Genomic DNA, 24,369 nt, shown 5'->3' on the forward strand with positions numbered 1-24,369 from the left:
TCACGCGCCGGTGGTCACGGCGGCGAACGTCACCGTTCCATACACGCAACTCGCGGCGACCGGTTCGTCCCTGTTCTCCGCCAGCGACTCAGACGGCGACACGATCACCAAATATGGGCTGTGGGACACCGAGGGTCACGGGTACTGGATGATCGGCGGCGTTGCGCAAGCCACCGACGCCGAGATCGACGTCTCGGCGGCCAGCCTCTCACAGGTGAGCTATGTATTCGGAACGGCCCCGGACACGCTCTGGGTCCGGGCCTATGATGGATATCTCTGGGGAGCATGGGTCCCGTTCACGGCCACGCAAAATGTGGATCACCCTCCGGTCGTCTCGGCTTCCGGCTTCACGGCGGCGCACGGACAAGCTTCGGTCGCGGCTTCCGGGCTGTTCAGCGCCACCGACCAGGATCACGATGCGATCACCCAATACGCACTCTGGGACAGCAACGGCAACGGCCACTGGGTGGTGAACGGTGCCGTTCAGGCCACCGAAGTGGAAATCGACATCACCGCGGCGCAGCTTGCCCAGACCAGCTACCAGTTTGGCCAGGCTCCAGACCAGCTCTGGGCGAGGGCCTATGATGGATATCTCTGGGGAGCATGGGTCCCGTTCACGGCCACGCCAGGTCCGAATCATGCACCGGTGGTCAGCGCGTCTGATGCCACCGCCACACACGGTCAGGACATCGCCGCGTCCCATCTGTTCAGCGTCAACGATGCCGACAACGACACGATCACCGCCTATCAACTCTGGGATTCAACGAGTGATCCCGCCAGCGGGCACTGGGTGGTCGGCGGCGTCGCGCAGGCTGCCGGCATCGCGATCGATGTGTCGCCCGCTCAGTTGACGAGCACCTCGTTCCAGTCGGGCTCCGGTTCGGATGACCTCTGGGCGCGGGCCAATGACGGCATCACATGGGGGGCCTGGAAAGAATTCCACGTCACCGCGCCGATCGACCAGGGTCCCGTGGCCAGCGCGTCTGATGTGACCGCCACACATGGTCAGGACATCGCCGCGTCGAACCTGTTCACGGTCAGCGATGCCGATGGGGACTCTATCACAGCCTATCAGCTCTGGGATTCAACGAGTGATCCCGCCAGCGGGCACTGGGTGGTCGGTGGCGTCGCGCAGGCTGCCGGCATCGCGATCAATGTGTCGCCGGCTCAGTTGACGAGCACCTCGTTCCAGTCGGGCTCCGGTTCGGATGACCTCTGGGCGCGAGCCTTCGATGGCATCACATGGGGGGCCTGGAAAGAATTCCACGTCACCGCTCCGATCGACCAGGGTCCCGTGGCCAGCGCGTCTGATGTGACCGCCACGCATGGTCAGGACATCGCCGCGTCGAACCTGTTCACGGTCAGCGATGCCGATGGCGACACGATCACCGCCTATCAGCTTTGGGATTCGACCAGCGATCCCGCCAGCGGTCATTGGGTGGTCGGCGGTGTGGCGCAGGCCGCCGGCATCGCGATCAATGTGTCGCCGGCTCAGTTGACGAGCACCTCGTTCCAGTCGGGCTCCGGTTCGGATGACCTGTGGGTGCGGGCCAATGACGGTTTCACATGGGGGGCCTGGAAAGAATTCCACGTCAACGCACCGCTTGACCATGCTCCTGTCGTCACCGCAGCTGACTTCCACGCGACCGTCCTCAACCAGAACGTGGCCGCCACCAGCCTGTTCTCGGTCGCCGACGCCGACGGGGACAGCATCACCCAATATCAAGTCTGGGATTCGACATCGTCAGCCGGCAGCGGCCACTGGAGCATCGGCGGCGTCGCGCAGCCCGCCAGCACCGCTATCAACGTCAGCCCCGCCCAGCTCGCCGGCACGACCTTCCAGGGCGGCACCGTGACTGACGACCTCTGGGTTCGCGCCAACGACGGCATGATGTGGAGCGCCTGGCAGGAATTTCATTTCATCGTCTAGCGGGAGGCTCGAGCCAAACAAAAATGGCCCGCGAGATGCGGGCCATTTCATCGGAACCGTTGGGTCCGAACTTGGTTGCGGGGATAGGATTTGAACCTATGACCTTCAGGTTATGAGCCTGACGAGCTACCGGGCTGCTCCACCCCGCGTTAAACCGTTGCATGCCTTGCAGAAAGAGTGCCCGAACCTGCCGGCCAACGCTGCTAACGGCGCCGATCGATCCGTCCGGAGAGCTTCCTGAGAAGGCGACCCAGGCCGAAGCCGTCGGGTGCGGGGCGTATGTATCAACGTGTGCCCGGTTTGGAAAGCCCCGGATGCGGGTTTTTGAGGATTTTGTGACGTCCAAATCACCGGTTTTCCTGACAAATTTACCGCCGGGAACCGGGCCTTGCCAGATCGTGCGTAAAAGCGGAGCTTGGCGCCAACAAAATCCGTCAAGGAAACGTCATCCGAGGGGAAACGCTGATGGACCGGCCATTGAAGAGCCCGGGGCTGCACGCGCTTGAGGAGGCCTTTCACCGCCAATTCGAGCTGTCGCGCAGCGAGCCGGCGCCGACCTTGCAGGCGCGGCTGGACCGGCTGCGGCGCCTGCGCGCCGCGCTGACCGAAAACGAGGCCCGATTCGCGGCCGCGATCTCGGCCGATTTCGGCCACCGCTCCACCGTCGAGACCGCGATCGCAGAGACCATGCTGGTGCTCGGCGAGATCAAGCATGCCGCCAAGCACCTCAAGGGCTGGATGGCGCCCGAAAGGATCCCGACCACGGTACAGTTCGCGCCGGCCAAGAACCGGCTGATCCCGCAGCCGCTCGGCGTGGTCGGGATCATCGCGCCGTGGAATTATCCGCTGCAGCTGACGCTGGCGCCCGCGGTCGCGGCGATCGCAGCCGGCAACCGCGCCATCATCAAGCCGAGCGAGCTGGTGCCGCGGTTCTCCGAATTGCTGATGGAGGCGATCGCGAAGAAATTCGACACCGCCGAACTCGCGGTCACCGATATCGACGACGACATCGCGAAAGCCTTTGCCGCGCTGCCGTTCGATCATCTGATCTTCACCGGATCGACCCGGATCGGCCGGCTGGTCGCCGAGGCCGCCGGCCGCAACCTCACACCGGTCACGCTCGAGCTCGGCGGCAAATCGCCCGCGATCGTCGACGGCTCCGCCGACATCGACGAGGCCGCGCAACGCATCGCCTACGGCAAGCTGCTCAATGCCGGCCAGACCTGCATCGCGCCCGACTACGTGCTGGTGCCGCAAGCCTCGGTGCAGCCGTTCGCGATGCGGTTGCAGGGCCACATGCAGCACATGTTCGGCACCGATCCGAAAAATCCCGACTACAGCTCGATCGTCTCCGACCGGCATTACGCCCGGCTCGAGGCCCTCGTCGCCGACGCCGCCGCGAAGGGCGCGACCATCATGCAGCCGGCTGCGCCGAACGATCCCGAGTGGAAGGAGCGGCGCAAATTCCCGCCGACGGTCATCGTCGATGCGACGCCCGACATGACCGTGATGCAGGAAGAGATCTTTGGGCCGGTGTTGCCGGTCGTCGGTACCCGCGACGCAGCGGAAGCGATCGCCTTCATCAACAAGCGCGACCGCCCGCTCGCGCTGTACTGGTTCGGCACCGATCACGCCGCCCGCGACGCGGTGCTGGCGCGCACGGTGTCCGGTGGCGTCACCGTCAATGACTGCCTGTTCCATTTCGCGCAGGCCTATCAGCCAATGGGCGGCGTCGGCGCCTCAGGCAGCGGCGCCTATCACGGCGAATGGGGATTCAGGACGCTGACCAAGCTGAAGCCGGTGTTCTACCGCTCGCGCTTCAACCGGCTCGCTGATCTCTATCCGCCCTATGGCGCGAAGGTCGCGCGGCTGGAGAAGCTGATGCGGTTGTTGTCTTAGCAGTCATTCCGGGACGCGCGCAGCGCGAGCCCGGAATCCATTCATCCACGTCACTGCAACGCGATGGATTCCGGGCTCGATGCTTCGCATCGCCCCGGAATGACAAATAAAAGTAAGCATGGGGAAACAAGAATGACTGACACATTCGATTTCGTGGTGGTGGGCGGAGGCTCCGGCGGCTGCGCGGTGGCAGGGCGGTTGTCGGAGGATCCGGCGACCTCGGTGGCGATGCTCGATGCCGGCGGAAAGAACGACAATTGGGTGGTGACCACGCCCGGCGCCATCATTCTGATGCTCTCGAGCAAGCTCAACAACTGGGCGTTCGACACGGTGCCGCAGAAAGGCTTGAACGGCCGCATCGGCTATCAGCCGCGCGGCAAGGGCCTCGGCGGCTCGTCGGCCATCAATGCCATGGTCTACATCCGCGGCCATCGCGCCGACTACGACCACTGGGCTTCGCTCGGCAATACCGGCTGGAGCTACGCCGACGTGCTGCCCTACTTCAAGCGCTCGGAGAACAACACCGAGCTCGACGGCGAGTATCACGGCAAGGGCGGGCCGCTCAACGTCACCGGCCTGCAGTCCGACAATCCGGTCAAGGAGATGTTCCTGCAGGGCGCGCGCGAGGCGCAGTTCCGGATCCGCGACGATTTCAACGGCGCCGAACAGGAAGGATTAGGCATCTATCAGGTGACCCAGAAGAATGGAGAGCGCTGGAGCGCGGCGCGCGGCTACATCCATCCGCACATGGGCCGCCGGCCCAATCTGCGCATCGAGACCCAGGCACATGCGACCCGCATCATCTTCGAGGGCAAGCGTGCCGTCGCCGTCGAATACATGCAAGGCAAGGAGAAGAAGGTGCTGCGCGCAAAGCGCGAGGTCATCCTCTCGGCCGGCGCGTTCCAGTCGCCGCAACTGATGATGCTGTCGGGCGTCGGCGATGCCGCAGCGCTCGGCAAGCACGGGATCGCCAGCGTGCATCACCTGCCGGGTGTCGGACAGAACCTGCAGGATCACCCTGATTTCGTGTTCGGCTTCGCCTCCGACGCACCTTATTTCTCGGGACTGTCGTGGGGCGGCATCGGCCGGATCATCAAGGGCATCGGGCAATACCGGCGCGAGCGGCGCGGCCCGATGACCTCGAACGTCGCCGAATGCGGCGGCTTCCTGAAGACGCGGCCTGACCTCGACATCCCCGACATTCAGCTGCATTTCTGCATGGCCATGGTGGAAGACCATGGCCGCAAGCCGCGCTGGGGCACCGGCTTCTCCTGCCATGTCTGCCTGCTGCGCCCGGCAAGCCGCGGCAGCGTGTGGCTGAACAGCGCCGACCCGCTCGCAGCGCCCGCGATCGATCCGAATTTCTTCGGCGAGGACAGCGACGTCGAGACCATGGTCGCCGGCTTCAAGATGACGAAGCGGCTGCTCGACGCGCCGGCGCTGCGCGCGCTGCAGCAGAAGGACATGTTCACCGCGGATGTCCGCACCGACGACGACATCCGCGGCATCCTGCGGGCGCGCTCGGACACCGTCTATCACCCGGTCGGCACCTGCAAGATGGGCACCAATGATCCGCTCGCGGTGGTCGATCCGACGCTGCGCGTGCATGGGATCGAGGGCCTGCGCGTGGTCGATGCCTCGATCATGCCGACGCTGATCGGCGGCAACACCAATGCGCCGACCATCATGATCGGCGAGAAGGCCGCGGACATGATCCGGGCAGAGATGCGCGCGGGGTGATTTCCTTCGTCATTCCGGGGCTCGCCGTAGGCGAGAACCCGGAATCCATTCATCCACCGAACCTGCGGCCCAATGGATTCCGGGCTCGCGCTGACGCGCGCCCCGGAATGACGGCGAGCGTCGGCGACGAGGATGATTTCTTTACCGGCATCGAATAGGCCAGACATCGACAGGTTGCCGGAAGCGGGCGATTGATCGCTACAATTGTCCTTGATGCAAAACCGGTTTCATCAACCCGGGAACCGTAGGAGATCGGGCAGGAAATCCTTACCCATGAACCTCTTCGACCTCGCCGTGACCATCGGCTTGCTGTTTGCGGTCGTGACCGGCTTCACGACCGGCCTGCTGCGCAGCGCGGTCACCATCCTGGCCTATCTCGTTGCGATGCCGCTCGCGGTCGCAGCGCTGGCGATGATCGGGCCCCACATCGCGACGCTGCCGTCCTCGCCCTTTCCGCCCAACGGCGTGCTGCTGTTCGGCCTGTTCCTCGTGATCGGCGTCATCCTCGGAAAGATGGCGCGGACAATGCTCGACGACACGATGGGCGCAGAGATCGGGATCGGCGACCGACTCGGCGGCGCGCTGCTTGGCGCCGTCAGGGTCGGCCTCGTCGTGACCACGCTGGTGCTGGTGTTCGACCAGCTGGTGCCGCTGGCGAGACAGCCGCAATTCCTCAACGGATCACAATTGCGCCCCTGGTTCTCCGCGGCCGGACAGGCCGGCTTCCGGTCGCTGCTGCCCGAAGCCACCATGGCGATCGAGCGGCTGCGGCGCGAGCAGCGCATCTAGCTCGCCGCGTTCGCCCGGCTGTTCCTGCCCGGCATGCACTTATGCATTGCACATCCCTTATCGGCGCTGCCTAGCTTGGCTAGAATGCATCCATCAAACCTTTACAAACCGACCCGACATCACAGGGAGCGAACTCGTGGATCTTGGAATCAAAGGCCGCCGTGCCATCGTCTGCGCATCGAGCAAGGGACTGGGCCGCGCCTGCGCGATCGCGCTCGCCAATGAGGGGGTGCATGTCACCCTGACGGCGCGCGGCGCCGAGGCGCTGAAGCAGACCGCCGACGAGATCCGCAAGGCGCATCCGTCCGTCACCGTGACCGAGATCGTCGGCGACATCACGACGCCGGCGGGTCGCGAAGCCGTGCTCAAGGCCTGCCCTGAACCGGACATCTTGATCAACAATGCCGGCGGCCCGCCGCCCGGCGATTTCCGCAACTGGACCCGCGACGACTGGATCAAGGCGATCGACGCCAACATGCTGACACCGATCGAGCTGATCAAGGCGACCGTCGACGGCATGATGGCGCGCAAGTTCGGCCGCATCGTCAACATCACTTCGGCGGCGGTGAAGGCGCCGATCGAGATTCTCGGCCTGTCCAACGGCGCCCGCGCCGGCCTCACCGGCTTCGTCGCCGGCCTGTCGCGCAAGACCGTGATCAACAACGTCACCATCAACGGCCTGCTGCCAGGCCCGTTCGACACCGACCGCCTGCGCGGCACCGCCAAGCCCGAGGCCGAGAAGCGCGGCATCTCGGCCGACCAGGTCCTGAGCGAGCGCGCCAATCTGAACCCCGCCGGCCGCTTCGGCCGTCCCGACGAGTTCGGCTATGCCTGCGCCTTCCTGTGCGGTGACAAGGCCGGCTTCATCACCGGGCAGAACATCCTGCTCGATGGCGGCGCCTTCCCGGGCACGTTATGAGAGCCGTCTGGTACGAGCGAACCGGCGCGGCGCCGACGGTGCTCACCGTCGGCGAGATGCCGACGCCCGACGCAGGTCCCGGCGAGGTCCGGGTTCGCCTCGAGGCCTCCGGCGTCAATCCGGCCGATGTCGGCCGGCGCAGCGGCAATTATCGCGCGATGGAGTTTCCCCGCGTGATCCCGAACAGCGACGGCGCCGGGATCGTCGACCAGATCGGCGAAGGCGTGACGCGCTTTGCCGTCGGCGACCGTGTCTGGCTGTTCAACGGCCAGCGCAACGGCCGTGCCTTCGGCACCGCAGCCGAATACATCACGCTCGCCGACTATCTGGTGACGCCGCTGCCACATGACGTGTCGTTCGCGGCAGGAGCCACGCTCGGCATTCCCTGCATGACGGCATGGTGCGCGCTGTTTGCCGACGGTCCGGTCGCGGGCCAGACGGTACTGGTCACCGGCGGCGCCGGCGCGGTCGGCCACTACGCCGTGCAACTGGCGAAGTGGGGCGGCGCGCGGGTGATCGCGACCGTGAGTTCGCAGGTCAAAGACGTCGAGGCGCGGCTTGGCGGCGCCGACATGGTCGTCAACTATCGGACCGAGGACGTCGTCTCCAGGGTGATGGCGTTCACCGAGAACCGCGGCGTCGACCGCGTCATCGACGTCGATTTCGGCGGCAACCTCGCGACCACGCTGAAACTCATGGCGCTGAACTCGACCATCGCGGTCTACGCCACCAACGGCAACCGTACACCCACGCTGCCGGTGCGCGAATTGATGGAGAAGTGCATCACGGTGCGCTCGCTGGTGCTGTTCGCGCTGCCGCCGCCGCTGCTCGCCGCCGCGCAGGCCGACATCACGAAATGGCTGGAATCGGGCACCCGCGTGCACAACATCGCCGGGCAATTCGCGCTTGCCGAGACCGCCGATGCCCATCTCGCCGTCGAGAAGGGCGACAAGATCGGCACGGTGATCGTCGACTGCGCCAGATAACAAGAACCGAGGATACGCCGCATGCACTGGACCGTAGGCAAGGTCAAAATCACCAAGGTCGTCGAACTCGAGACCGTCGGCAGCACACGCTTCATCCTGCCGCTCGCGGGCCGAGAGGAGATCCAGAGCCTGCCCTGGCTGATCCCGCATTTCGCCAATGAGGACGGCCGGCTGAAAATGTCGATCCATTCGCTGCTGGTGGAGACCCCGGAGCACCGCATCATCGTCGACACTGGGCTCGGCAACGACAAGCAGGGCCGCAACGTGCCGACCTGGAACAACCGCAGCGATCCGTTCCTGGAGAAACTGACCGCGGCGGGATTTGCCCCCGACAGCATCGACACCGTGCTGTGCACGCATCTGCATGTCGACCATGTCGGCTGGAACACCAAGCTCGCCGGCGGCAACTGGGTGCCGACCTTCGCCAATGCGCGCTACGTGTTCGGCAAGACCGAGTATGAGCACTGGCGCGACCACAGCGACGATGCGGCGCATGCCGCCGTGTTCGCCGATTCAGTGAAGCCGATCGCGGATGCCGGCAAGGCCGAGCTGGTGCCGAGCGACCACCGGCTGACCGAAGAGATCACGCTGATCCCGACGCCGGGACACAGCCCCGGCCATGTGAGCATCCACATCAAGTCGGCCGGAGAGGAAGGGCTGCTGACCGGCGACGTCGCGCATCATCCCTGCCAGATGTACCATCTCGACTGGTCGTCGACCGCGGATTCCGACCAGAAGCAATCGGCGGCTACGCGGCGCGACCTGTTCTCGCGCTTTGCCGACACGCCGACGCTGGTGATCGGCGGACATTTCGACGCCGGGCACATCAAGCGCGATGGCGACGCATTCAGGTTCATCGCGCCCGAGAGCTGAGCTAACTCAGACTGGCACGCGCGAGGAACAGCGCGTCGGCCTCGCTGGCCGCGATCGCTGCCGGATAGGGCAAGGCCTTGGCACGGCCGGGCAGGCTGCGCTCGAGCTCCGCGCGTTCCTCGTCGTCATCAGCGATATAGACCGTGACCCGGATCAACCGGCCGAGCTCGGCCTTGTGCGCCTTCATCCACAGCACCATCGGCTTGCCGGCGGCGACCTCCGGCTGATCGTTGACGTTGACGATCACGGCGAGCGGCCGGTTCGCGGCCAGCAGCTCGGAATATTCCACGGTCCAGTCACAACCATCCTGCTCGGTCTGCAAGCAGCCGGTCGCGATGAAGATGCCGGGTTCGGCTTCGTGAAAGAATTTCATGGGCGAGACTCCTTGGTGCGGATGAGGTGTGATCATGACTTTCTGGCGAACGCAGATCCCGGCAGTGTCCGCCGCGCCTGCAACGCAGCGGCTGCAAGCGTTGCCGCCGCCAGCAGCGCGAACAGACCGGCCAGCGTGGCCGCGGCGGAAAAACCGCGGGCGAGCGCACTCGCCAGCATGGCGTGAAAGGTGTCCGGTGCTATGCCGAGACCGCCCGGCATTTCGTGACGCCGGATCGCGATGGAGGCAAGTTCAGCCGCGTTGCCGACCTTGGCATTCATCAGGGCGGTCGTGAGCGACGCAGTTGCGGTGGTGGCCAGCACTGTGCCGAGCAGGGAGATGGAGATCGTCATGCCGCTCTGCCGCAGGGCGTTCATCGTCGCGGACGCGATACCACTGCGCTCGCGCGGCGCCACCGCCATGGTCGCAGCGCCCGTCGCCGGCACCGAGAGCCCCAGGCCCGCACCGAGCAGCGCGAACAGTGGTGCGATCACGGCATAGGGCGTCGCTTCCGTGAACGAGCTCATGCCGAGCATGGCAACGCCAAGCAGAACATACCCAACGATCATCAGCCGGCGCAGCCCGAAACGCGCCGCCCAGCGGCCGAACAGCAGCGATCCAGTCGCCGCGACGACAAACACCGGCGCGATTCCGCTGCCAGCCTGGGCGGCCGACCAGCCCTGCGCTTGCTGCAAGAACAGAGAGAACGGGAACAGGCTGCTGTAGCCGGAAAAGCCGAGCGCGAACGAGGCGAAGTTCACCGCCGCGAAGGCGAGATCGCGAAACAGATCGACCGGCACCAACGGGCGCGCGGCGCGCCGCTCGACCATGACGAACAGCGCCAGCGCAGCTGCCGCGACGGCGAAGGCCGTCAAGGTGGCCGGCGCAGTCCAGCCACCGCCGGCGGCGATAAAGGCGTAGGTCAGCGCGCCGAGAAACACGACGCTCAAGACTTGGCCGGCCGGATCGAGCTCGGCGTGGTCGGGATCGGCGCTCTCGTCGATGCCGTATAGTCCGAGGCCGAGTGCGACCGCGCCGACCGGCAGGTTGATCAGGAACACGCTCCGCCAATCGACGGTGTCGACCAGGATGCCGCCCAGCATCGGGCCAAGGATGAGCGACACGGCGCTGAAGGACGACCAGCCGCCGATCGCATGCGCGCGTCCGGCCGGATCGGGGAACGCCTGGGCCAGGATCGACAAGGCGCCCGGAATGACCAGCGCGCCGGCAACGCCCTGTAGCGCGCAGCCGGCAATCAGGACCGCAAGCGACGGCGCGGTCACGGAGGTGGCCGAGCCGAGCGTGAACAGCACGACGCCGAACAGCCAGGCGCGCTTGCGGCCGTAGCGATCGCCGATCGGCCCGGCCGAGAGCATGCAGGCGGACAGGCTCAGCGCGTAGGCACCGACCACCCACTGCAACCCGGCAAGCTCAGCCCCGAGGCCGGCTTGGATGGCAGGCAGCGCCACGGTGACGATGCTGATCGCAACCGTTGCCATGCAGGTGCCGAGATAGACCGCAAGAACGGCCGCGGATTTGCGGGACAGGGACATGGGCATGCCGCCGATTGTTGGACACGGCGGCACAAATACGTATTGACTGACGGTCGGTCAATATAACCAAGCTATTTCAAAGTCATTCTAAATATGCGATTCAAAATCGGACATCAGGCGCAGGTGGATGCTGACGGCATGATCGGGAAGCGGCAGACGGCGGCGCCACGCGGCGCAGCGCAGCGTTGGAGACGGACTCAGCCCGCCGAGGTCAGGGTGGACGACCTGATGTCGGCGGCAGCCGCCCTGTTCATCGCGAAGGGCATCGAGGCCACCACGATCGACGACATCGTCGCCCGAGCCGGCGTCGCTAAGGGCACCTTCTATCATTACTTCTCGACCAAGGCCGACGTGATCATCGGCCTGCGCGCACGCTTCTCGCAGGACTTCCTCGCCCGCGTCGCGGCGTCGATCGCCGAGCGTGCTCCCGACGATCATGCTGGGCGGCTGTCGGCATGGCTGCGTGGCGCGGTTGGAACCTATCTCGCCAATGTCGAACTGCACGACGTCGTGTTTCACGATTTCCCGCATCATCAGCGTCAGTCGCAGGAAAAGGACGACGTGATCGCCCAGATCGTTGCTGTGCTGGAGGATGGCCGGAAGGCCGGCATCTGGGCCTTCCCGGATGCCCGCAGCGCAGCGTTGATCGTGTTCGACGGAATGCACGCAGTGGCCGACGATGCGATCGTCGCCGGCACGCGCGATCCGGAGCCGCCATGCCGGCTGCTGGAAGACATGTTCACACGGATGCTGGCGGCGCCGCGCCAGCAATCATGACAGGCATTTGAACAAACCGTTCAAGGCCGCCACGCTGGGAGGTGATGGCTGCAATGCCGCGACCGTGAAGCGGTTGAATTTCCGCCCGCGCTGTTCCATGAAGCGTGTCGAGGTATACCAGCAACAATCCTCAGGACACCGTAGGGAGTGATCAACATGAAGCTTGTTCGTTATGGCGAAAAGGGTGCGGAAAAGCCCGGTCTGATCGATAAATCCGGCCAGCTGCGCGACCTCTCGGCCCATCTGAAAGACCTGACCGGCGACGCCTACGCGCCGGAATCGCTGAAGAAGCTTGCTGCCCTCGATCCCGCCTCCCTGCCCGCCGTCTCCGGCAAGCCGCGCTTCGGCGCCCCGGTCACCGGCATCTCGAAGTTCGTCGCGATCGGCCTGAACTATTCCGACCACGCCAAGGAAACCGGCGCAGCGATCCCGACCGAACCGATCATCTTCATGAAGGCGAACACCTCGCTGTCCGGCCCGAACGATGCGGTCGAGAAGCCGCGCGGCTCGACCAAGCTTGACTGGGAAGTCGAGATCGCCGCGATCATCGGCAGCCGCGCCAAGTACGTCTCGGAAGCCGACGCGCTCAACCACGTCGCCGGCTATTGCGTCTGCAACGACGTCTCCGAGCGCAACTTCCAGACCGAGCGGCTCGGACAATGGACCAAGGGCAAGTCGCACGACACGTTCGGACCGGTCGGCCCTTGGCTCGTCACCAAGGATGAAATCGCCGACGTGCAGAACCTGTCGATGTGGCTCGACGTCAACGGCCAGCGCCGCCAGACCGGCTCGACCAAGACCATGATCTTCACGATGGCGAAATGCATCTCCTACGTTTCGCAGTTCATGACGCTGCTGCCCGGCGACATCATCACGACGGGCACCCCGCCCGGCGTCGGCCTCGGCATGAAGCCGCCGACCTTCCTCAATGTCGGCGACGTCGTGACGCTCGGCATCGAGGGCCTCGGCGAGCAGCGCCAGGAAATCGTCGCGGCTTGAGGTCCTGTTAGCACCAGCCGTCATTGCGAGGAGCGAAGCGACGAAGCAATCCATTCATCCGCGCGTGTGGGCAGATGGATTGCTTCGCTCGCAATGACGGTTCAATCCGACAGCATAGGGGCCTCCCATGAAACTCACCTTCTCTCCCGCCTCCCCGTTCGCTCGCAAGGTGCGCATCGCGGCGATCGAGCTCGGCCTGATCGACAAGATCGAGCTGGTGCCGGCCAGCGTCGCACCGGGCACGGCCAACGAGGAATACTCGAAGATCTCGCCGCTGAAGAAACTGCCGGTACTGATCCTCGATCATGGCGACGTGATTTTGGATTCCTACGTCATCGTCGAATACCTCAACGAGATCGGCGGCGGCCGGCTGATCCCGGGTTACGGCCCGCGGCGCTGGAAGCTGAAGACCGATCATTCGCTGATCAACGGCATGCTCGATTCCATGCTGCTGTGCCGTTACGAGAAGATGGTGCGACCGCAGGGCTCGCTGTGGCAGGCTTGGCATGACGATCACTGGAACAGGGCCTGGGCCGGCATGGCGCGATTCGAGCAGCGCCCCGACGTGCTGGACGGCTCGTCGTTCGACATCGCGCAGATCGGCCTCGTCTGCGTGCTCGGCTACGCCGACTTCCGCTTCGCCGATTGCGGCTGGCGCAAGGCCTATCCGAAGCTCGACGCGTTCTACCAGCGCATGCTGGAGCGGCCGTCGGTGAAGATTTCCGCGCCGCCAGCGGCATAGCGTGCAAGGTGGGGGGATGAGGATGCGCCATCGCCTCCCCCGCCTGCTGCTTATCGGCGCGAGCCTCGTGCTCGCGTTGACGGCCTCCATCACCACACTGAGGGCCGACGACATGAAAGCTGGACATGACCAGCCCTGCGGGTCGCCGACCGCGCTCGACGATGGCTGGCCGATCGCGTCACCCGACAGCGTCGGCATGGATGGCGAGCGGCTGTGCGGCATCGCCGCGCGGCTCGGCCTGCGCAGCAGCGAGGTGCATTCCGTCGTTGTGGCGCGGCACGGCAGACTGGTGTTCGAGCAATATTTCGCCGGCATCGACCAGCCATGGGGGTACAAGGAAGGCCGCACCGAATTCACGGCGACGACCAGGCACGACATACGTTCGGCATCGAAGAGCGTGACGTCGCTGCTGGTCGGCACCGCCATCGACCGCAAGCTGATCGCCGGCGTTGACGAGCCCGTGGTGAAATTCTTCCCCGAACACCGGTCGGTAAAGTCGGCCGGATGGGACGCGATCACGCTGCGCCATCTCTTGACGATGTCGTCAGGCATCAAATGGGACGAGACGCTGCCCTGGACCCATCCCGACAACGACGAGCCGCATCTCGCCTTCGATGCCGATCCGATCGGCTATGTCCTGGCCAAGCCGATCGCAGCGTCGCCGGACACGCTCTGGACCTACAATGGCGGCGGCACGGATCTGCTCGGCAACATCATTGAACAGGTCTCCGGCAAACCGCTCGAAGCCTTCGCGCGGGAGACGCTGTTCCAGCCGCTCGGCATCACCGATCTTGAGTGGAAGACCTATCCGAAGAACGGCAAGATTGCCGCCGCTGCCGGCCTCCGCTTGCGGCCGCGCGATGCCGCGAAAATCGGCCAGCTCTTGCTCAATGGCGGGAAATGGAACGGACAGCAGATCATCTCGGCCGAGTGGATCGCGCAATCGATCGTGCCGCGCTTCCAGGCCGTCGGCTATTTCGGCGGCACGCTGTTCTATGGCTATCAGTGGTGGATGGGCCGCTCGCTGTCCGACGGCAAGGAAGTGAAATGGGTCGGCGCCTTTGGCTGGGGCGGTCAACGCATCATCGTCGTGCCCGATCTCGATCTTGTGATGATGACGACGGCAGCCCAGTACGGCCAGCCCAAGGAAGGGCTTGCGGCGATGGACATCCTTGCCAACATCATCATTCCCGCCGTGCGCGACGCGCACTGACCCTTTTCTACGCGTTTTCTTCACGCGAACCGGACTCCACTTCGCTCGAAAACGCTAACGCCAAGGAATCACCCATGAGCCTGAAATTTGCGGCCGGCGATCTCACCATTCATCGCATCGTGGAGGAGGAAGGCAAGTTCCTGCCTGCGCAAGACATGTTGCCCGAACTGACACCGGAGCTGCTTGCGGAGAACCGAGCCTGGATGAAAGCGGCCCGGGCGCTCGACGACAGCGACACGTTGATCCTTGCGTTCCAGTCCTACGTCGTGAAGACGCCGCACCACACCATCCTGATCGACAGCTGCATCGGCAATCACAAGCCGCGGCCGGGTCGGCCGAGCTGGAACATGAAGACCGACGACAGCTATCTGCGCGGCCTTGCGTCCGCCGGCTTCTCGGTCGGCGACATCGACTACGTGATGTGCACGCATCTGCATGTCGACCATGTCGGCTGGAATACGCGGCTCGAGAACGGCCGCTGGGTGCCGACCTTCCCGAACGCGCGCTATGTGTTCGACAAGACCGAGTTCGACTACTGGACCGAGACCAATGCCAAGGCGGAAGTCCCGCCATTCGTCGACAGCGTGCTGCCGGTGGTCGAAGCCAAGCGGGCCGAGCTGGTCGGCAATGATTTCGCGATCGGCGACCACATGCGCATCCTGCCGACGCCCGGCCACACGCCGGGCCATCTCGCCTTCACCTTCGGTCGCGGCAAGGACGACGCGGTGTTTGCCGGCGATTTGATGCACTCGCCGATCCAGACGCTCTATCCGGAACTGTCGCCGAAATTCGACGTCGACCCGGCGCAGGCGGCGAAGACACGTCGCAGCTTCCTCGAGCGCTATTGCGACACCGACACGCTGTGCTGTCCCGCGCACTTCCCCTCGCCATCGGTCGGCAAGATCAGGCGGAAGGGGAATGGGTTTGTGTGCGAGACGGCGTGAGGTGAGCTGAATTCGCGGCGAACTCGCAACCACTCAACCCTGGAGGGATCGTTTCTCGCCCTCCAGGGGAGGATAGAAGAGCATTCGCTCAATCAAACAAACTCGGCGTGTGGTTCACCGCCGCGCCTTCGATCTGCAGCATCTTCAGCTTGGTGACCACGCCGCCATTGGCCGAGAAGCCGCCCGGCTTGTTGCCCGCCGCCAGCACCCGGTGGCAGGGCACCACGATCGGGCACGGGTTGCGGCCGAGCGCCTGGCCGACGTCGCGCGACAGCTCGACGCCGCCGAGCTGCTTGGCGATGTCGCCATAGGTCACGGTCTTGCCCGGCGGAATCTTCCGCGCGATGTCGTAGACGCCGCGGTTGAACTCCGGCACGCCGTCGAGATCGAGCACGATGTCGGCGAGATCGTTCGGCTTGCCGGCGAGCAGCTCGATCATGCCGTCGATCGCGTGCTGCACCTCGGCCGGCGGCGCCGCCTCGGTGAGGTCGCCGTTACGCTGGGCAATCCGCTTGCGGGTCTTCTCTTCGTTGCCCATCGGCAGCTGCACGCCGGTAACGCCATGCTCGCCCCAGACGACGCCGCAGGCGCCGATCATGGTCTCGAAGATTGCAAAATGCTGGCCGGTCATGGCTCACTCCAGATATTCGTTAGGCTCACAAACTGAAGCCTGCTGTTGATCTGAAATCTAGGCTTGGAGAATGTTGCTATCCACCCGAATTCCGTGGGAACTTGGGCTCAATCAACAACATCTCCTGCCCTCCGCGAGCCCTTCAAATGCACAGCCTCCACGTCAACGGTTTCGACATGCCCTATCTCGATATCGGAGCGGGGCCGCCGCTGGTCTGCGTGCATGGTTCGCTGTGCGACTTCCGGATCTGGTCGGCCGTGCTCGGCCCGCTGATCCGCCACCATCGCGTGATCGCGGTCAGCCTGCGGCATTTCTTCCCCGAGCATTGGGACGGCGTCGGCGACACCTATTCGATCGCGCAGCATGTCGACGACGTGATCGCCTTCATCGAGGCCTTCGATACCAAACCGGTCGACCTGATGGGGCATTCCCGCGGCGGGCATATCTGCTTCCGCGCCGCGCAGCGGCGGCCGGACCTGCTGCGCAGGCTGATCCTGGCCGAGCCCGGCGGCGAGCTCGACGAGAGCCTTGATCCCGACTTCAAGCCGGGCCCCTCGCCGCTGGCGGCACGTTTCGCGGCATGCGCCGCGGAAATCGCCAAGGGCGACATCGACGGCGGCCTGCAGATCTTCATGGATGCGCTCGAAGGTCCCGGTGCCTGGAAACGGATTCCGGCGACCTCCAAGCAGCTGTTGCGCGACAACGCGACCACGCTGATCGGCCAGACCCGCGACCAGCGACCGCCCTTCTCGAAGGCCGATGCAGAGGCGATCAGGACGCCGACGCTGTTAATCGGCGGCGCCAACACCAAGGGCGTGCTGCCGAAGGTGCTGCACGCCCTCGCCGCAAACGTGCGGGGATCACGCACCGAGATGATCCCGGGCACCACGCATCCGATGTTCGAGCAGGCCCCGCAGCGCTATTGCGAGATCGTGCTGGAGTTTCTGGCAAGCTGACCGCCCGCGCGCACGAACCTCGTCGCTTGCGGGGCGAGGTATCGTCCGCCTGTTCGCACTTTTCCGGATCATGCGTTAGTGTCTCCTTCCGCTCATGCCTGGGAGGACAATCATGAAATTATCCGTCAAATTGCTCGCGTCGGCCGGTCTGCTTTCGCTCGCCCTCGCCTCGTCCCACGCCCTTGCCGCCGCGGATGAAAAGCTGCGCGCGGCCGCCGAACAGGCCCAACCGGCGGTGATCGAAAGCCTGCACGACATGGTGCTGATCGAGTCGGGCTCCGGCGATGTCGAAGGCCTGAAGAAGATGGCCGACTACACCGAGGCGCGGCTCAAGGCGCTTGGCGCCAAGACCGAGCGCCGCAAGACCACCAAGGGCGCCGGCGCCGATATGGTGATCGGCACCTTCGAAGGCACCGGCAGCAGGAAGCTGATGCTGATCGCGCATATGGACACGGTCTACGAGCACGGCATCCTCGACACCCAGCCCTACAAGGTCGACGGCAACAAGATCTATGGACCCGGCATTGCCGACGACAAGGGCGGCATCGCCGTCATCCTGCATTCCCTGAAGATCCTGAACGATGCCGGCTGGCGCGACTACGCCAAGCTCACGGTGTCGTTCAATCCGGATGAAGAGGTCGGCTCGATCGGCTCCGGCGAGATCATCGCCGAGCTCGCCGACCAGCACGACGTGGTGCTGTCCTGCGAGCCGACGGTCGCACCGCCGGTGGCCAAGAATGAAAGCCTGCTGCTCGGCGCCAGCGGCACCGCGACCGGCACGCTGGACGTGAAGGGCAAGGCCTCGCATGCCGGCGCCGCGCCGCAGCTCGGCCGCAACGCGCTGATCGAGCTCGCGCATCAATTGCTGCAGACCCAGGACGTCGCGAAATCGATTCCGGGCACGCAGCTGAACTGGACCACCGCGACGGCCGGCACCGTGCGCAACCAGATCCCCGATCATGCCTCTGCCGGTGCCGACATCCGCCTCACCATTCCGGACGGCGTGCAGAAGCTGCAGGCGGCGCTCGACGAGAAGGTGAAGGACAGGCTGATCGCGGACACCGAGGTAACGGTGAAGGTCGCCGCGGGCCGCCCGCCCTTCGTCGCTGACGATCGCGGCCGCGCGCTCGCCAAGCAGGGACAGGCGATCTACGCCGAGCTCGACCGCACGCTGGATATCGCGGAGATGACCGGCGGCGCGACCGATGCCGGATACGCCGCGCGCAGCGGCAAGGCGGTGGTCGTCGAGAGCTTCGGGCTCGCCGGCTGGGGCTATCACGCGCGCGACGAATACATCGACACCAACTCGATCGTGCCGCGGCTCTATCTGATGACGCGGATGCTGATGGAGCTGGGCAAGGCGAAGTAGCGGGGCGAGATCAGCGGCAATGGCGCTGAGACGGTAGCACCGATCTTTTAGGCCAGCGCCCGGGCCCCCCCCCCTCTCCCCACCCTCCCCCGCAAGGGGGGAGGGAGCCCAACCCATGCGCTCGCCTCACTTAGCTAATCATCCGCCGGCACTGGGGCACCCCCTCTCCCCCAACCGTCACTTGCGGGAGGCGGATTGCCAAAATATCGAAAACAACCCCATGCACAGTAGCTCGAGGTTGACTGGGCGCCAGACCCGGTGAGAACGTCTGGCACGTTCAAGCCGCAGGAAAGTTTCTCACTTTCAAACGCTTAGACCCAATCACCTGGAGCCTTGACCGGACGCACAACCGGCAGTAGTCTGTTTCCGAATACGGAATTCTGTATTCCGAATTGGACAGCCGGCATGATCCCGTTGGACCCGCTTCCGAACCTCATCGACCAAGTCTACGGGCGGTTGCTCGAGGCGATCATCGACCGCACGCTGCTGCCCGGGCAGCGCATTACCCAGAACGAGCTGGCCGATCGGCTCGGCGTCTCGCGTCAGCCGATCTCGCACGCGCTGCATCTGCTGCATCGCCAGGGCCTGGTCGCGGAAAGCGGCAAGCGCGGCTTCGAGGTGACGCAGCTCGATCCGCAGCGCATTCGCGAGCTCTATGAAGTGCGCGGTGCGATCGACGCGCTCGCGGCGCGGCTTGCCGCGACGCGCGTGAAGGAGGATGCCGCGGCCCGCGCGCAGCTCGAGAGCGCGCTCGAAGCCGGGCGCGCGATCGATGACCACGCACCGCTGGCGCGCCTGATCGCGCTCGATGTCGACTTCCACAGCGCGATCTATCGGCTCGCCGGCAATTCCGCGATCGAGGAGATGATCGCGCCGCAATGGCCGCATATGCGCCGCTCGATGGCGACCGTGCTCGCCGAACTCGATTACCGCGACAGTGCCTGGACCGAGCACGAGACCATCGCCGCGCAGATTTTTTCCGGCAATGCCGCCGCCGCGGAGGCTGCCGCGCTGGCGCATGCGCAGACGGCTGGACGGATGACCGAAGAGAGATTGAGAGCGACCGACGTGGCGGCGTGAACCCGAACCTGACGGCGCCGCAAGAACGAAGACCAATAATCAAGGGAGGAAAGCACCATGAAACTGACCCAAGAGCAGGTCGAATTTTTCCATCGCGAAGGCTGGCTGTTCCTGCCCGAGCTGTTCAGCCAGGAAGAGGTCGATTTCCTCGCCCGCGAGGCGGTCGCGATCTATGACGCCAACCGCCCCGAGGTGTGGCGCGAGAAGAGCGGCGCGCCGCGCACCGCCTTCGCCGCGCATCTCTACAACGAGGCGTTCGGCATCCTCGGCGCGCATCCGCGCATGATCGACCCGATCGAGCAGCTGTTCGGCGAGAAGGTCTACATGCACCAGTTCAAGATCAACGCCAAGGCGGCCTTCACCGGCGACGTCTGGCAGTGGCACCAGGATTACGGCACCTGGAAGCGCGACGACGGCATGCCGGAGCCGCGCGCGATGAACATCGCGATCTTCCTCGACGAGGTGATGCCGATCAACGGCCCGCTGATGCTGGTGCCGCAGAGCCAGACCGCGGGCGACCTCAAGGCCTCGCACGATCTCGAAACCACGTCCTATCCGCTGTGGACGCTGGACGAGGAGACGGTGACCCGCCTCGTCAAGCAGGGCGGCATCGTCGCGCCGACCGGCAAGCCCGGCGGCATGCTGATGTTCCACGGCAATCTGGTGCATGGGTCGAGCGGCAACATCACGCCCTATCCGCGCAAGATCGTCTATTTGACGCTGAACGCGGTCTCGAACTACATCCGCACCCCGACGCGGCCGGACTACATCGCGCATCGCGACTTCACGCCGATCCAGACGGTCGCCGACGACGCGCTGCTGCGGCTCGCCCGTGCGCCGCGGCAGGCGGCGGAGTAAACGCGCAACTGTCATTCCGGGGCAACGCGCAGCGGCGAGCCCGGAATCCATTTGACCGCGCACTTGTTGTGAGATGGATTCCGGGCTCGCGACTTTGTCGCGCCCCGGAATGACGAATTCTGAATTTGTCGCGTCCTGCGCGACCACACCATCGGTAACAAGCATCATGAACCTGCATCACCTCCTCAAAACCCGCGCCGCCGCCGGCAAGCCGGTGCGCGTCGTCCTGATCGGCGCCGGAAAATTCGGCTCGATGTTCCTGTCGCAGGTGCCGCATACGCCGGGGCTCGAGGTGCCCGTGATTGTCGATCTCGACCGCGAGCGTGCCCGCGAGGCGTGCCGCACCGTCGGCTGGGACGACGCGCGGATTAGCGCGACCACCTTCACCGACGATGGCGCGCGCGCGATCGCCGGCGGCGCATTCGATGTCGTGGTCGAAGCGACCGGCAATCCCGCCGTCGGCATCCGCCATGCCCGCGCGGCCATCGCGGCCGGCAAGCATGTCGTGATGGTCAATGTCGAGGCCGACGTGCTGGCCGGCCCGCTGCTCGCCGAAGAGGCGCGCAAGGCCGGCGTGGTCTATTCGCTCGCCTATGGCGACCAGCCGGCGCTGACCGCGGAAATGGTCGACTGGGCGCGCGCCACCGGCTTCCACGTCGTCGCCGCCGGCAAGGGCACCAAATATCTGCCGGCCTATCACGACGTGACGCCGGAGGGCGTGTGGCAGCATTACGGGCTCACCGCGGGCGAGGCGCAATCCGCCGGCATGAATCCGCAGATGTTCAACTCCTTCCTCGACGGCACCAAATCCGCGATCGAGATGGCGGCGATCGCCAACGCCTGCACGCTCGACGTGCCGTCGGAGGGATTGTTGTTTCCGCCGTGCGGCGTCGACGATCTGCCGCATGTGATGCGGCCGCGCGACAAGGGCGGCGTGCTGGAGAAATCCGGCATCGTCGAGGTGGTGTCGTCGCTGGAGCGCGACGGCCGCCCGGTGTTCCGCGATCTGCGTTGGGGCGTCTACGTCGTGCTGGAAGCGCCGAACGACTATGCCGCCGATTGCTTCAGGCAGTACGGCCTCAAGACTGACGCATCCGGGCGCTATGCGGCGATGTACAAGCCCTATCACCTGATCGGGCTCGAGCTGAACATTTCGGTGCTGTCGGCGGCGCTGCGCAATGAGCCGACCGGCCAGCCGCGCGGCTTCCGCGGCGACGTCGCAGCGGTGGCCAAACGCAATCTGCGCGCCGGCGAGATGCTCGACGGCGAAGGCGGCTACACGGTGTGGGGCAAATTGATGCCCGCCTCCGCCAGCCTCGCCGCCGGCGCACTGCCGATCGGGCTCGCGCATCGCGTCAAGCTGAAGAACGACGTCGCCCATGGCGCCGTGGTGCGCTGGAACGACGTCGAGGTCGATGAGGCGAACGACACGATCAAGACCCGCAAGGCGATGGAGCGCGCGTTTTCGCGGTAGCGCTCTCTTTCACTCAGCTCTTCACCTCTCCCCGCTCTTTGCGGGGAGAGGTCGGATCGCATCGCAGATGCGATCCGGGTGAGGGGCGAGGCACGCTGCTCAACAAGCGGCGAAGTGCTCACCGGATGGAAGCCCCTCACCCCAACCCTCTCCCCGCAAGAGCGGGGCGAGGGAGAAGAGAGAGCGCGCACCGACCAACTACGGCAACAACCGGCTCGCCTTCGCCAGCTTGAACCACTTCCGGAACATCACCTCGGTATCCATCATCTCGGTGAAGCCGGCCTGGTTGATCTTGACCGTCGACACGATCGACGGCGGACCGGATTCGGTCTGCCCATGGCGCATGCTGTAATCGGCATACTGGAACGACAGGCCGACGAACTCCTCGAGGCCAGGCGCGATCAGATCGTGCGTCCTGCGCAGCTCGTCCCAGAGCGGAATCCATTTCGGATACTCCTTCGCCAGCGACAACGGCACATGCGCGCCCGGCGTCATGTCGAGCGCATCCGCGATCGCCGGCCAGATGTTCTCCCAGGTGAAGACGTCGCCATTGGTGACGTTGAACGCTTCGTTGCGCCCGGCCGCGGCATCGCCCGACCAGGCGATCGCGCGCGCCAGCAGATCGACGTCGACCGCCTGCGCCACGCGTGGCGCACCGCCGGGATAATCGAGCGGCCTGCCCTGCGCGCGCAGCACCGCCGCATAGACGCCGAGCGGCGGGATCAGGTCCATCGCGCCGCCCATGGCTTCGCCGATGATCAGCACGGGACGCAGGATGCTCCAGTGCCAGCTCTTGCCCCTCTGCAACTCACGCAGGAAATTCTCCTGCACCCAATAGAAATTCGGCTGCTCGTACATTTCCGAGCGGCCCTCGCGCGCCGGCACCGTCAGCGGCCGGACATGCACGCCATAGGCCTTGGTGCCCTGCAGCAGCGCGACGTGCTTGAGAGCTGGCGCTGCGGGTTCGAGCGCGCCCATCAAATTGCGCAGCATGCGGTCGTTGGTCTCGATCTGCCCGGCGTCGCGCCAGCCATCGACCAGGCTCGGCGCCTCATAGAGTGCGGCATAGATCAGATGGGTTGCACCGCCGAGCTCGGCCGCGGCGCGGCGGCAATCCTCGGCGCTGGTGAGATCGATCGGCACGTGCCGCGCGCCGTAGAGATCGCGCGGCTTGCGGCGCGACAGCGCGATGCGCTCGCAATCATCGGATGCACCGAAGTGCCGCAAGGCGGCGCTGCCGACCAGGCCGGTGGCGCCGGCGACCACGACTTTCTTGTTGGCCATGTCCTTGAACTCCCGTCCCTCACTGCCTGCGTAGCAGATCGCCGAAGGGCCCGCAGCCCGTCGCACGGGTATCGGATGAGACCTTCAGCATCGATTCGCCGGCCCCGGGCCGGATCGCCGGGCTCTCGTTTGATGGTTTCAGGATGCGGATGCACGCGCGTCGCTGCACCGAACCCGTTCCGCATTAAAAAAGCCCCGGAGAAATTCTCCGGGGCTCTTTTTTCGGTTCGATTCGGACGAGAACGGCTCAGTTGTCGTCGCTGCCGCCGAACTCTTCCATCAGCTTGTCGTAGCTCTTGGTCACGATATCGATGTTGCCCTTGTTCTCGACCGCGGGCGGCGGCGATTTCAGGGCTTCGTTGAGGTCGGCCAGCGCGTCCTTCTTGTCCTTGGCCGACATCTTCTTGTCGGCCTGGACCTGGGCGATCTGCGCCTTCACGACGGCCTCGGGGCCGACATATTTCTTGGTCTGCGGATCGAAGCCGCCGAGCACCAGCGAGATGTTGTCGACGACGCTGTTGTACTCGTCGTAGCTGGCAAAACCGTTCTTCTTGGCGATGGCCTCGAGCTGGGCAACGACCTTCGGATCGGGCTTGGCGTCCTGGGACAGCTTGGCGGTGATCGGGTCCATTTCCTTCGCCGCGGCGATCGCGCCGTCGACCTGCTTGTCGGTGAGCGCGATCTGCTTGATCGGCGGGGCCTGATCCTGTGCGGGAGCGGCGGCCTGCGCAGGAGGTGCAGCTTGCGCGGGCTTCGCCGCCGGTGCCATCTGCTGCTGCTGCTGCTGCTTGGCCTGCGCGAATGCGCCGCTGCTCGACGCTGCGGTCATCGCGAGCGCAAGACACGCGACGCCGAGCGCAGCAGTTACGGGACGGACGATCTCACGCATGGAAGTCTCCTTGTTGGGGCAGTTTGCCGAGCTTCTTGAGTGGAATGGGTACGGAAATCGAAATGAACGGCCCATGAACTTTGGTCGTAGA

23 protein-coding genes and 1 tRNA gene are annotated in these 24,369 nt (G+C 65.2%); 18 read left to right on the top strand and 6 right to left on the bottom strand.

Annotated features, from left to right (window positions below; translation table 11 throughout):
* Window positions 1–1,336: 1,336 nt before the first annotated feature.
* The gene (locus JQ507_28805; GenBank protein QRI73564.1) at window positions 1,337–1,930 is read left to right on the top strand and encodes a hypothetical protein; all 594 of its coding nucleotides are present in this window, start codon (window positions 1,337–1,339) and stop codon (window positions 1,928–1,930) included.
* Window positions 1,931–2,002: 72 nt separating this feature from the next.
* Here the strand turns inward: JQ507_28805 and JQ507_28810 are convergent.
* A tRNA-Met gene (locus JQ507_28810) sits at window positions 2,003–2,079 on the bottom strand.
* Between the two features lie 316 nt (window positions 2,080–2,395).
* Here JQ507_28810 and JQ507_28815 point away from each other — a divergent pair.
* The 7 genes from JQ507_28815 (at window position 2,396) to JQ507_28845 (ending at window position 9,136) form a co-directional block, all read left to right on the top strand.
* Window positions 2,396–3,829, top strand: coding sequence for an aldehyde dehydrogenase family protein (locus JQ507_28815; protein ID QRI68852.1), 1,434 nt, complete (start codon window positions 2,396–2,398; stop codon window positions 3,827–3,829).
* A 132-nt stretch (window positions 3,830–3,961) separates the two neighbouring features.
* On the top strand, window positions 3,962–5,569 hold the full coding sequence (locus JQ507_28820) for a choline dehydrogenase (GenBank protein QRI68853.1): 1,608 nt from the start codon (window positions 3,962–3,964) through the stop codon (window positions 5,567–5,569).
* Window positions 5,566–5,727 carry a hypothetical protein gene (locus JQ507_28825; protein QRI68854.1) on the top strand — a complete coding sequence of 54 codons (162 nt, stop codon included), beginning with the start codon at window positions 5,566–5,568 and terminating at the stop codon, window positions 5,725–5,727. Before JQ507_28820 ends, JQ507_28825 begins: the two co-directional genes overlap by 4 nt.
* 115 nt (window positions 5,728–5,842) lie before the next feature.
* Complete coding sequence (locus JQ507_28830) at window positions 5,843–6,358, top strand: CvpA family protein (GenBank protein QRI68855.1); 516 nt, start codon at window positions 5,843–5,845, stop codon at window positions 6,356–6,358.
* A gap of 136 nt (window positions 6,359–6,494) precedes the next feature.
* Window positions 6,495–7,277, top strand: coding sequence for an SDR family oxidoreductase (locus tag JQ507_28835; protein ID QRI68856.1), 783 nt, complete (start codon window positions 6,495–6,497; stop codon window positions 7,275–7,277).
* Entirely contained in the window at window positions 7,274–8,263 is a 990-nt protein-coding gene (locus JQ507_28840; protein QRI68857.1) for an NADPH:quinone reductase, read from the top strand. Before JQ507_28835 ends, JQ507_28840 begins: the two co-directional genes overlap by 4 nt.
* A gap of 21 nt (window positions 8,264–8,284) precedes the next feature.
* On the top strand, window positions 8,285–9,136 hold the full coding sequence (locus JQ507_28845) for an MBL fold metallo-hydrolase (protein ID QRI68858.1): 852 nt from the start codon (window positions 8,285–8,287) through the stop codon (window positions 9,134–9,136).
* A gap of 1 nt (window position 9,137) precedes the next feature.
* Here JQ507_28845 and JQ507_28850 read toward each other — a convergent pair whose 3' ends face one another.
* Together JQ507_28850 and JQ507_28855 are read right to left on the bottom strand one after the other, a co-directional pair.
* The gene (locus JQ507_28850) at window positions 9,138–9,509 is read right to left on the bottom strand and encodes a hypothetical protein (protein QRI68859.1); all 372 of its coding nucleotides are present in this window, start codon (window positions 9,507–9,509) and stop codon (window positions 9,138–9,140) included.
* Window positions 9,510–9,541: 32 nt separating this feature from the next.
* The gene (locus JQ507_28855; GenBank protein QRI68860.1) at window positions 9,542–11,062 is read right to left on the bottom strand and encodes an MFS transporter; all 1,521 of its coding nucleotides are present in this window, start codon (window positions 11,060–11,062) and stop codon (window positions 9,542–9,544) included.
* 138 nt (window positions 11,063–11,200) lie between these two features.
* Here JQ507_28855 and JQ507_28860 point away from each other — a divergent pair, with 138 nt between their 5' ends.
* The 5 genes from JQ507_28860 to JQ507_28880 all read left to right on the top strand — a co-directional run bounded on the left by JQ507_28860 (window position 11,201) and on the right by JQ507_28880 (window position 15,737).
* The gene (locus JQ507_28860; GenBank protein QRI68861.1) at window positions 11,201–11,839 is read left to right on the top strand and encodes a TetR/AcrR family transcriptional regulator; all 639 of its coding nucleotides are present in this window, start codon (window positions 11,201–11,203) and stop codon (window positions 11,837–11,839) included.
* 156 nt (window positions 11,840–11,995) lie between these two features.
* Entirely contained in the window at window positions 11,996–12,838 is an 843-nt protein-coding gene (locus JQ507_28865) for a fumarylacetoacetate hydrolase family protein (protein ID QRI68862.1), read from the top strand.
* A 127-nt stretch (window positions 12,839–12,965) separates the two neighbouring features.
* Window positions 12,966–13,580 carry a glutathione S-transferase family protein gene (locus JQ507_28870; GenBank protein ID QRI68863.1) on the top strand — a complete coding sequence of 205 codons (615 nt, stop codon included), beginning with the start codon at window positions 12,966–12,968 and terminating at the stop codon, window positions 13,578–13,580.
* 22 nt (window positions 13,581–13,602) lie between these two features.
* A complete protein-coding gene (locus JQ507_28875) occupies window positions 13,603–14,793 on the top strand; it encodes a serine hydrolase (GenBank protein QRI68864.1) in 1,191 nt (396 codons plus the stop codon).
* Window positions 14,794–14,867: 74 nt separating this feature from the next.
* Window positions 14,868–15,737 (top strand): MBL fold metallo-hydrolase, encoded by an 870-nt coding sequence (locus JQ507_28880; GenBank protein ID QRI68865.1) that lies wholly within the window; start codon window positions 14,868–14,870, stop codon window positions 15,735–15,737.
* A gap of 88 nt (window positions 15,738–15,825) precedes the next feature.
* Here the strand turns inward: JQ507_28880 and JQ507_28885 are convergent, their stop codons facing one another.
* Entirely contained in the window at window positions 15,826–16,368 is a 543-nt protein-coding gene (locus JQ507_28885; protein QRI68866.1) for a methylated-DNA--[protein]-cysteine S-methyltransferase, read from the bottom strand.
* A gap of 146 nt (window positions 16,369–16,514) precedes the next feature.
* Between JQ507_28885 and JQ507_28890 the strand changes: the two genes are divergently transcribed.
* The 5 genes from JQ507_28890 to JQ507_28910 all read left to right on the top strand — a co-directional run bounded on the left by JQ507_28890 (window position 16,515) and on the right by JQ507_28910 (window position 22,105).
* Window positions 16,515–17,324 (top strand): alpha/beta hydrolase, encoded by an 810-nt coding sequence (locus JQ507_28890; GenBank protein ID QRI68867.1) that lies wholly within the window; start codon window positions 16,515–16,517, stop codon window positions 17,322–17,324.
* 112 nt (window positions 17,325–17,436) lie between these two features.
* Window positions 17,437–18,693 carry a M20/M25/M40 family metallo-hydrolase gene (locus JQ507_28895; GenBank protein QRI68868.1) on the top strand — a complete coding sequence of 419 codons (1,257 nt, stop codon included), beginning with the start codon at window positions 17,437–17,439 and terminating at the stop codon, window positions 18,691–18,693.
* 405 nt (window positions 18,694–19,098) lie between these two features.
* Window positions 19,099–19,773, top strand: coding sequence for a GntR family transcriptional regulator (locus JQ507_28900; GenBank protein ID QRI68869.1), 675 nt, complete (start codon window positions 19,099–19,101; stop codon window positions 19,771–19,773).
* A gap of 57 nt (window positions 19,774–19,830) precedes the next feature.
* A complete protein-coding gene (locus JQ507_28905) occupies window positions 19,831–20,631 on the top strand; it encodes a phytanoyl-CoA dioxygenase family protein (protein ID QRI68870.1) in 801 nt (266 codons plus the stop codon).
* Window positions 20,632–20,797: 166 nt separating this feature from the next.
* Window positions 20,798–22,105, top strand: coding sequence for a Gfo/Idh/MocA family oxidoreductase (locus tag JQ507_28910; protein QRI68871.1), 1,308 nt, complete (start codon window positions 20,798–20,800; stop codon window positions 22,103–22,105).
* Window positions 22,106–22,303: 198 nt separating this feature from the next.
* Here the strand turns inward: JQ507_28910 and JQ507_28915 are convergent, their stop codons facing one another.
* On the bottom strand, window positions 22,304–23,389 hold the full coding sequence (locus tag JQ507_28915) for an NAD-dependent epimerase/dehydratase family protein (GenBank protein ID QRI68872.1): 1,086 nt from the start codon (window positions 23,387–23,389) through the stop codon (window positions 22,304–22,306).
* 247 nt (window positions 23,390–23,636) lie between these two features.
* Window positions 23,637–24,278: a hypothetical protein gene (locus tag JQ507_28920; protein QRI68873.1), complete on the bottom strand. Its 642-nt coding sequence runs from the start codon at window positions 24,276–24,278 to the stop codon at window positions 23,637–23,639.
* Window positions 24,279–24,369 lie beyond the last annotated feature (91 nt).

This window comes from Bradyrhizobium sp. PSBB068, assembly GCA_016839165.1.
Classification (GTDB): Bacteria; Pseudomonadota; Alphaproteobacteria; order Rhizobiales; family Xanthobacteraceae; genus Bradyrhizobium.

Bases quoted from the DNA above. Each gene is read 5' to 3' on its own strand.
- JQ507_28815 (QRI68852.1), top strand. From the start codon at position 2,396: ATGGACCGGCCATTGAAGAGCCCGGGGCTGCACGCGCTTGAGGAGGCC.
- JQ507_28820 (QRI68853.1), top strand. From the start codon at position 3,962: ATGACTGACACATTCGATTTCGTGGTGGTGGGCGGAGGCTCCGGCGGC.
- JQ507_28830 (QRI68855.1), top strand. From the start codon at position 5,843: ATGAACCTCTTCGACCTCGCCGTGACCATCGGCTTGCTGTTTGCGGTC.
- JQ507_28840 (QRI68857.1), top strand. From the start codon at position 7,274: ATGAGAGCCGTCTGGTACGAGCGAACCGGCGCGGCGCCGACGGTGCTC.
- JQ507_28845 (QRI68858.1), top strand. From the start codon at position 8,285: ATGCACTGGACCGTAGGCAAGGTCAAAATCACCAAGGTCGTCGAACTC.
- JQ507_28850 (QRI68859.1), bottom strand. From the start codon at position 9,509: ATGAAATTCTTTCACGAAGCCGAACCCGGCATCTTCATCGCGACCGGC.
- JQ507_28855 (QRI68860.1), bottom strand. From the start codon at position 11,062: ATGTCCCTGTCCCGCAAATCCGCGGCCGTTCTTGCGGTCTATCTCGGC.
- JQ507_28860 (QRI68861.1), top strand. From the start codon at position 11,201: ATGATCGGGAAGCGGCAGACGGCGGCGCCACGCGGCGCAGCGCAGCGT.
- JQ507_28865 (QRI68862.1), top strand. From the start codon at position 11,996: ATGAAGCTTGTTCGTTATGGCGAAAAGGGTGCGGAAAAGCCCGGTCTG.
- JQ507_28870 (QRI68863.1), top strand. From the start codon at position 12,966: ATGAAACTCACCTTCTCTCCCGCCTCCCCGTTCGCTCGCAAGGTGCGC.
- JQ507_28875 (QRI68864.1), top strand. From the start codon at position 13,603: ATGCGCCATCGCCTCCCCCGCCTGCTGCTTATCGGCGCGAGCCTCGTG.
- JQ507_28880 (QRI68865.1), top strand. From the start codon at position 14,868: ATGAGCCTGAAATTTGCGGCCGGCGATCTCACCATTCATCGCATCGTG.
- JQ507_28885 (QRI68866.1), bottom strand. From the start codon at position 16,368: ATGACCGGCCAGCATTTTGCAATCTTCGAGACCATGATCGGCGCCTGC.
- JQ507_28890 (QRI68867.1), top strand. From the start codon at position 16,515: ATGCACAGCCTCCACGTCAACGGTTTCGACATGCCCTATCTCGATATC.
- JQ507_28895 (QRI68868.1), top strand. From the start codon at position 17,437: ATGAAATTATCCGTCAAATTGCTCGCGTCGGCCGGTCTGCTTTCGCTC.
- JQ507_28900 (QRI68869.1), top strand. From the start codon at position 19,099: ATGATCCCGTTGGACCCGCTTCCGAACCTCATCGACCAAGTCTACGGG.
- JQ507_28905 (QRI68870.1), top strand. From the start codon at position 19,831: ATGAAACTGACCCAAGAGCAGGTCGAATTTTTCCATCGCGAAGGCTGG.
- JQ507_28910 (QRI68871.1), top strand. From the start codon at position 20,798: ATGAACCTGCATCACCTCCTCAAAACCCGCGCCGCCGCCGGCAAGCCG.
- JQ507_28915 (QRI68872.1), bottom strand. From the start codon at position 23,389: ATGGCCAACAAGAAAGTCGTGGTCGCCGGCGCCACCGGCCTGGTCGGC.
- JQ507_28920 (QRI68873.1), bottom strand. From the start codon at position 24,278: ATGCGTGAGATCGTCCGTCCCGTAACTGCTGCGCTCGGCGTCGCGTGT.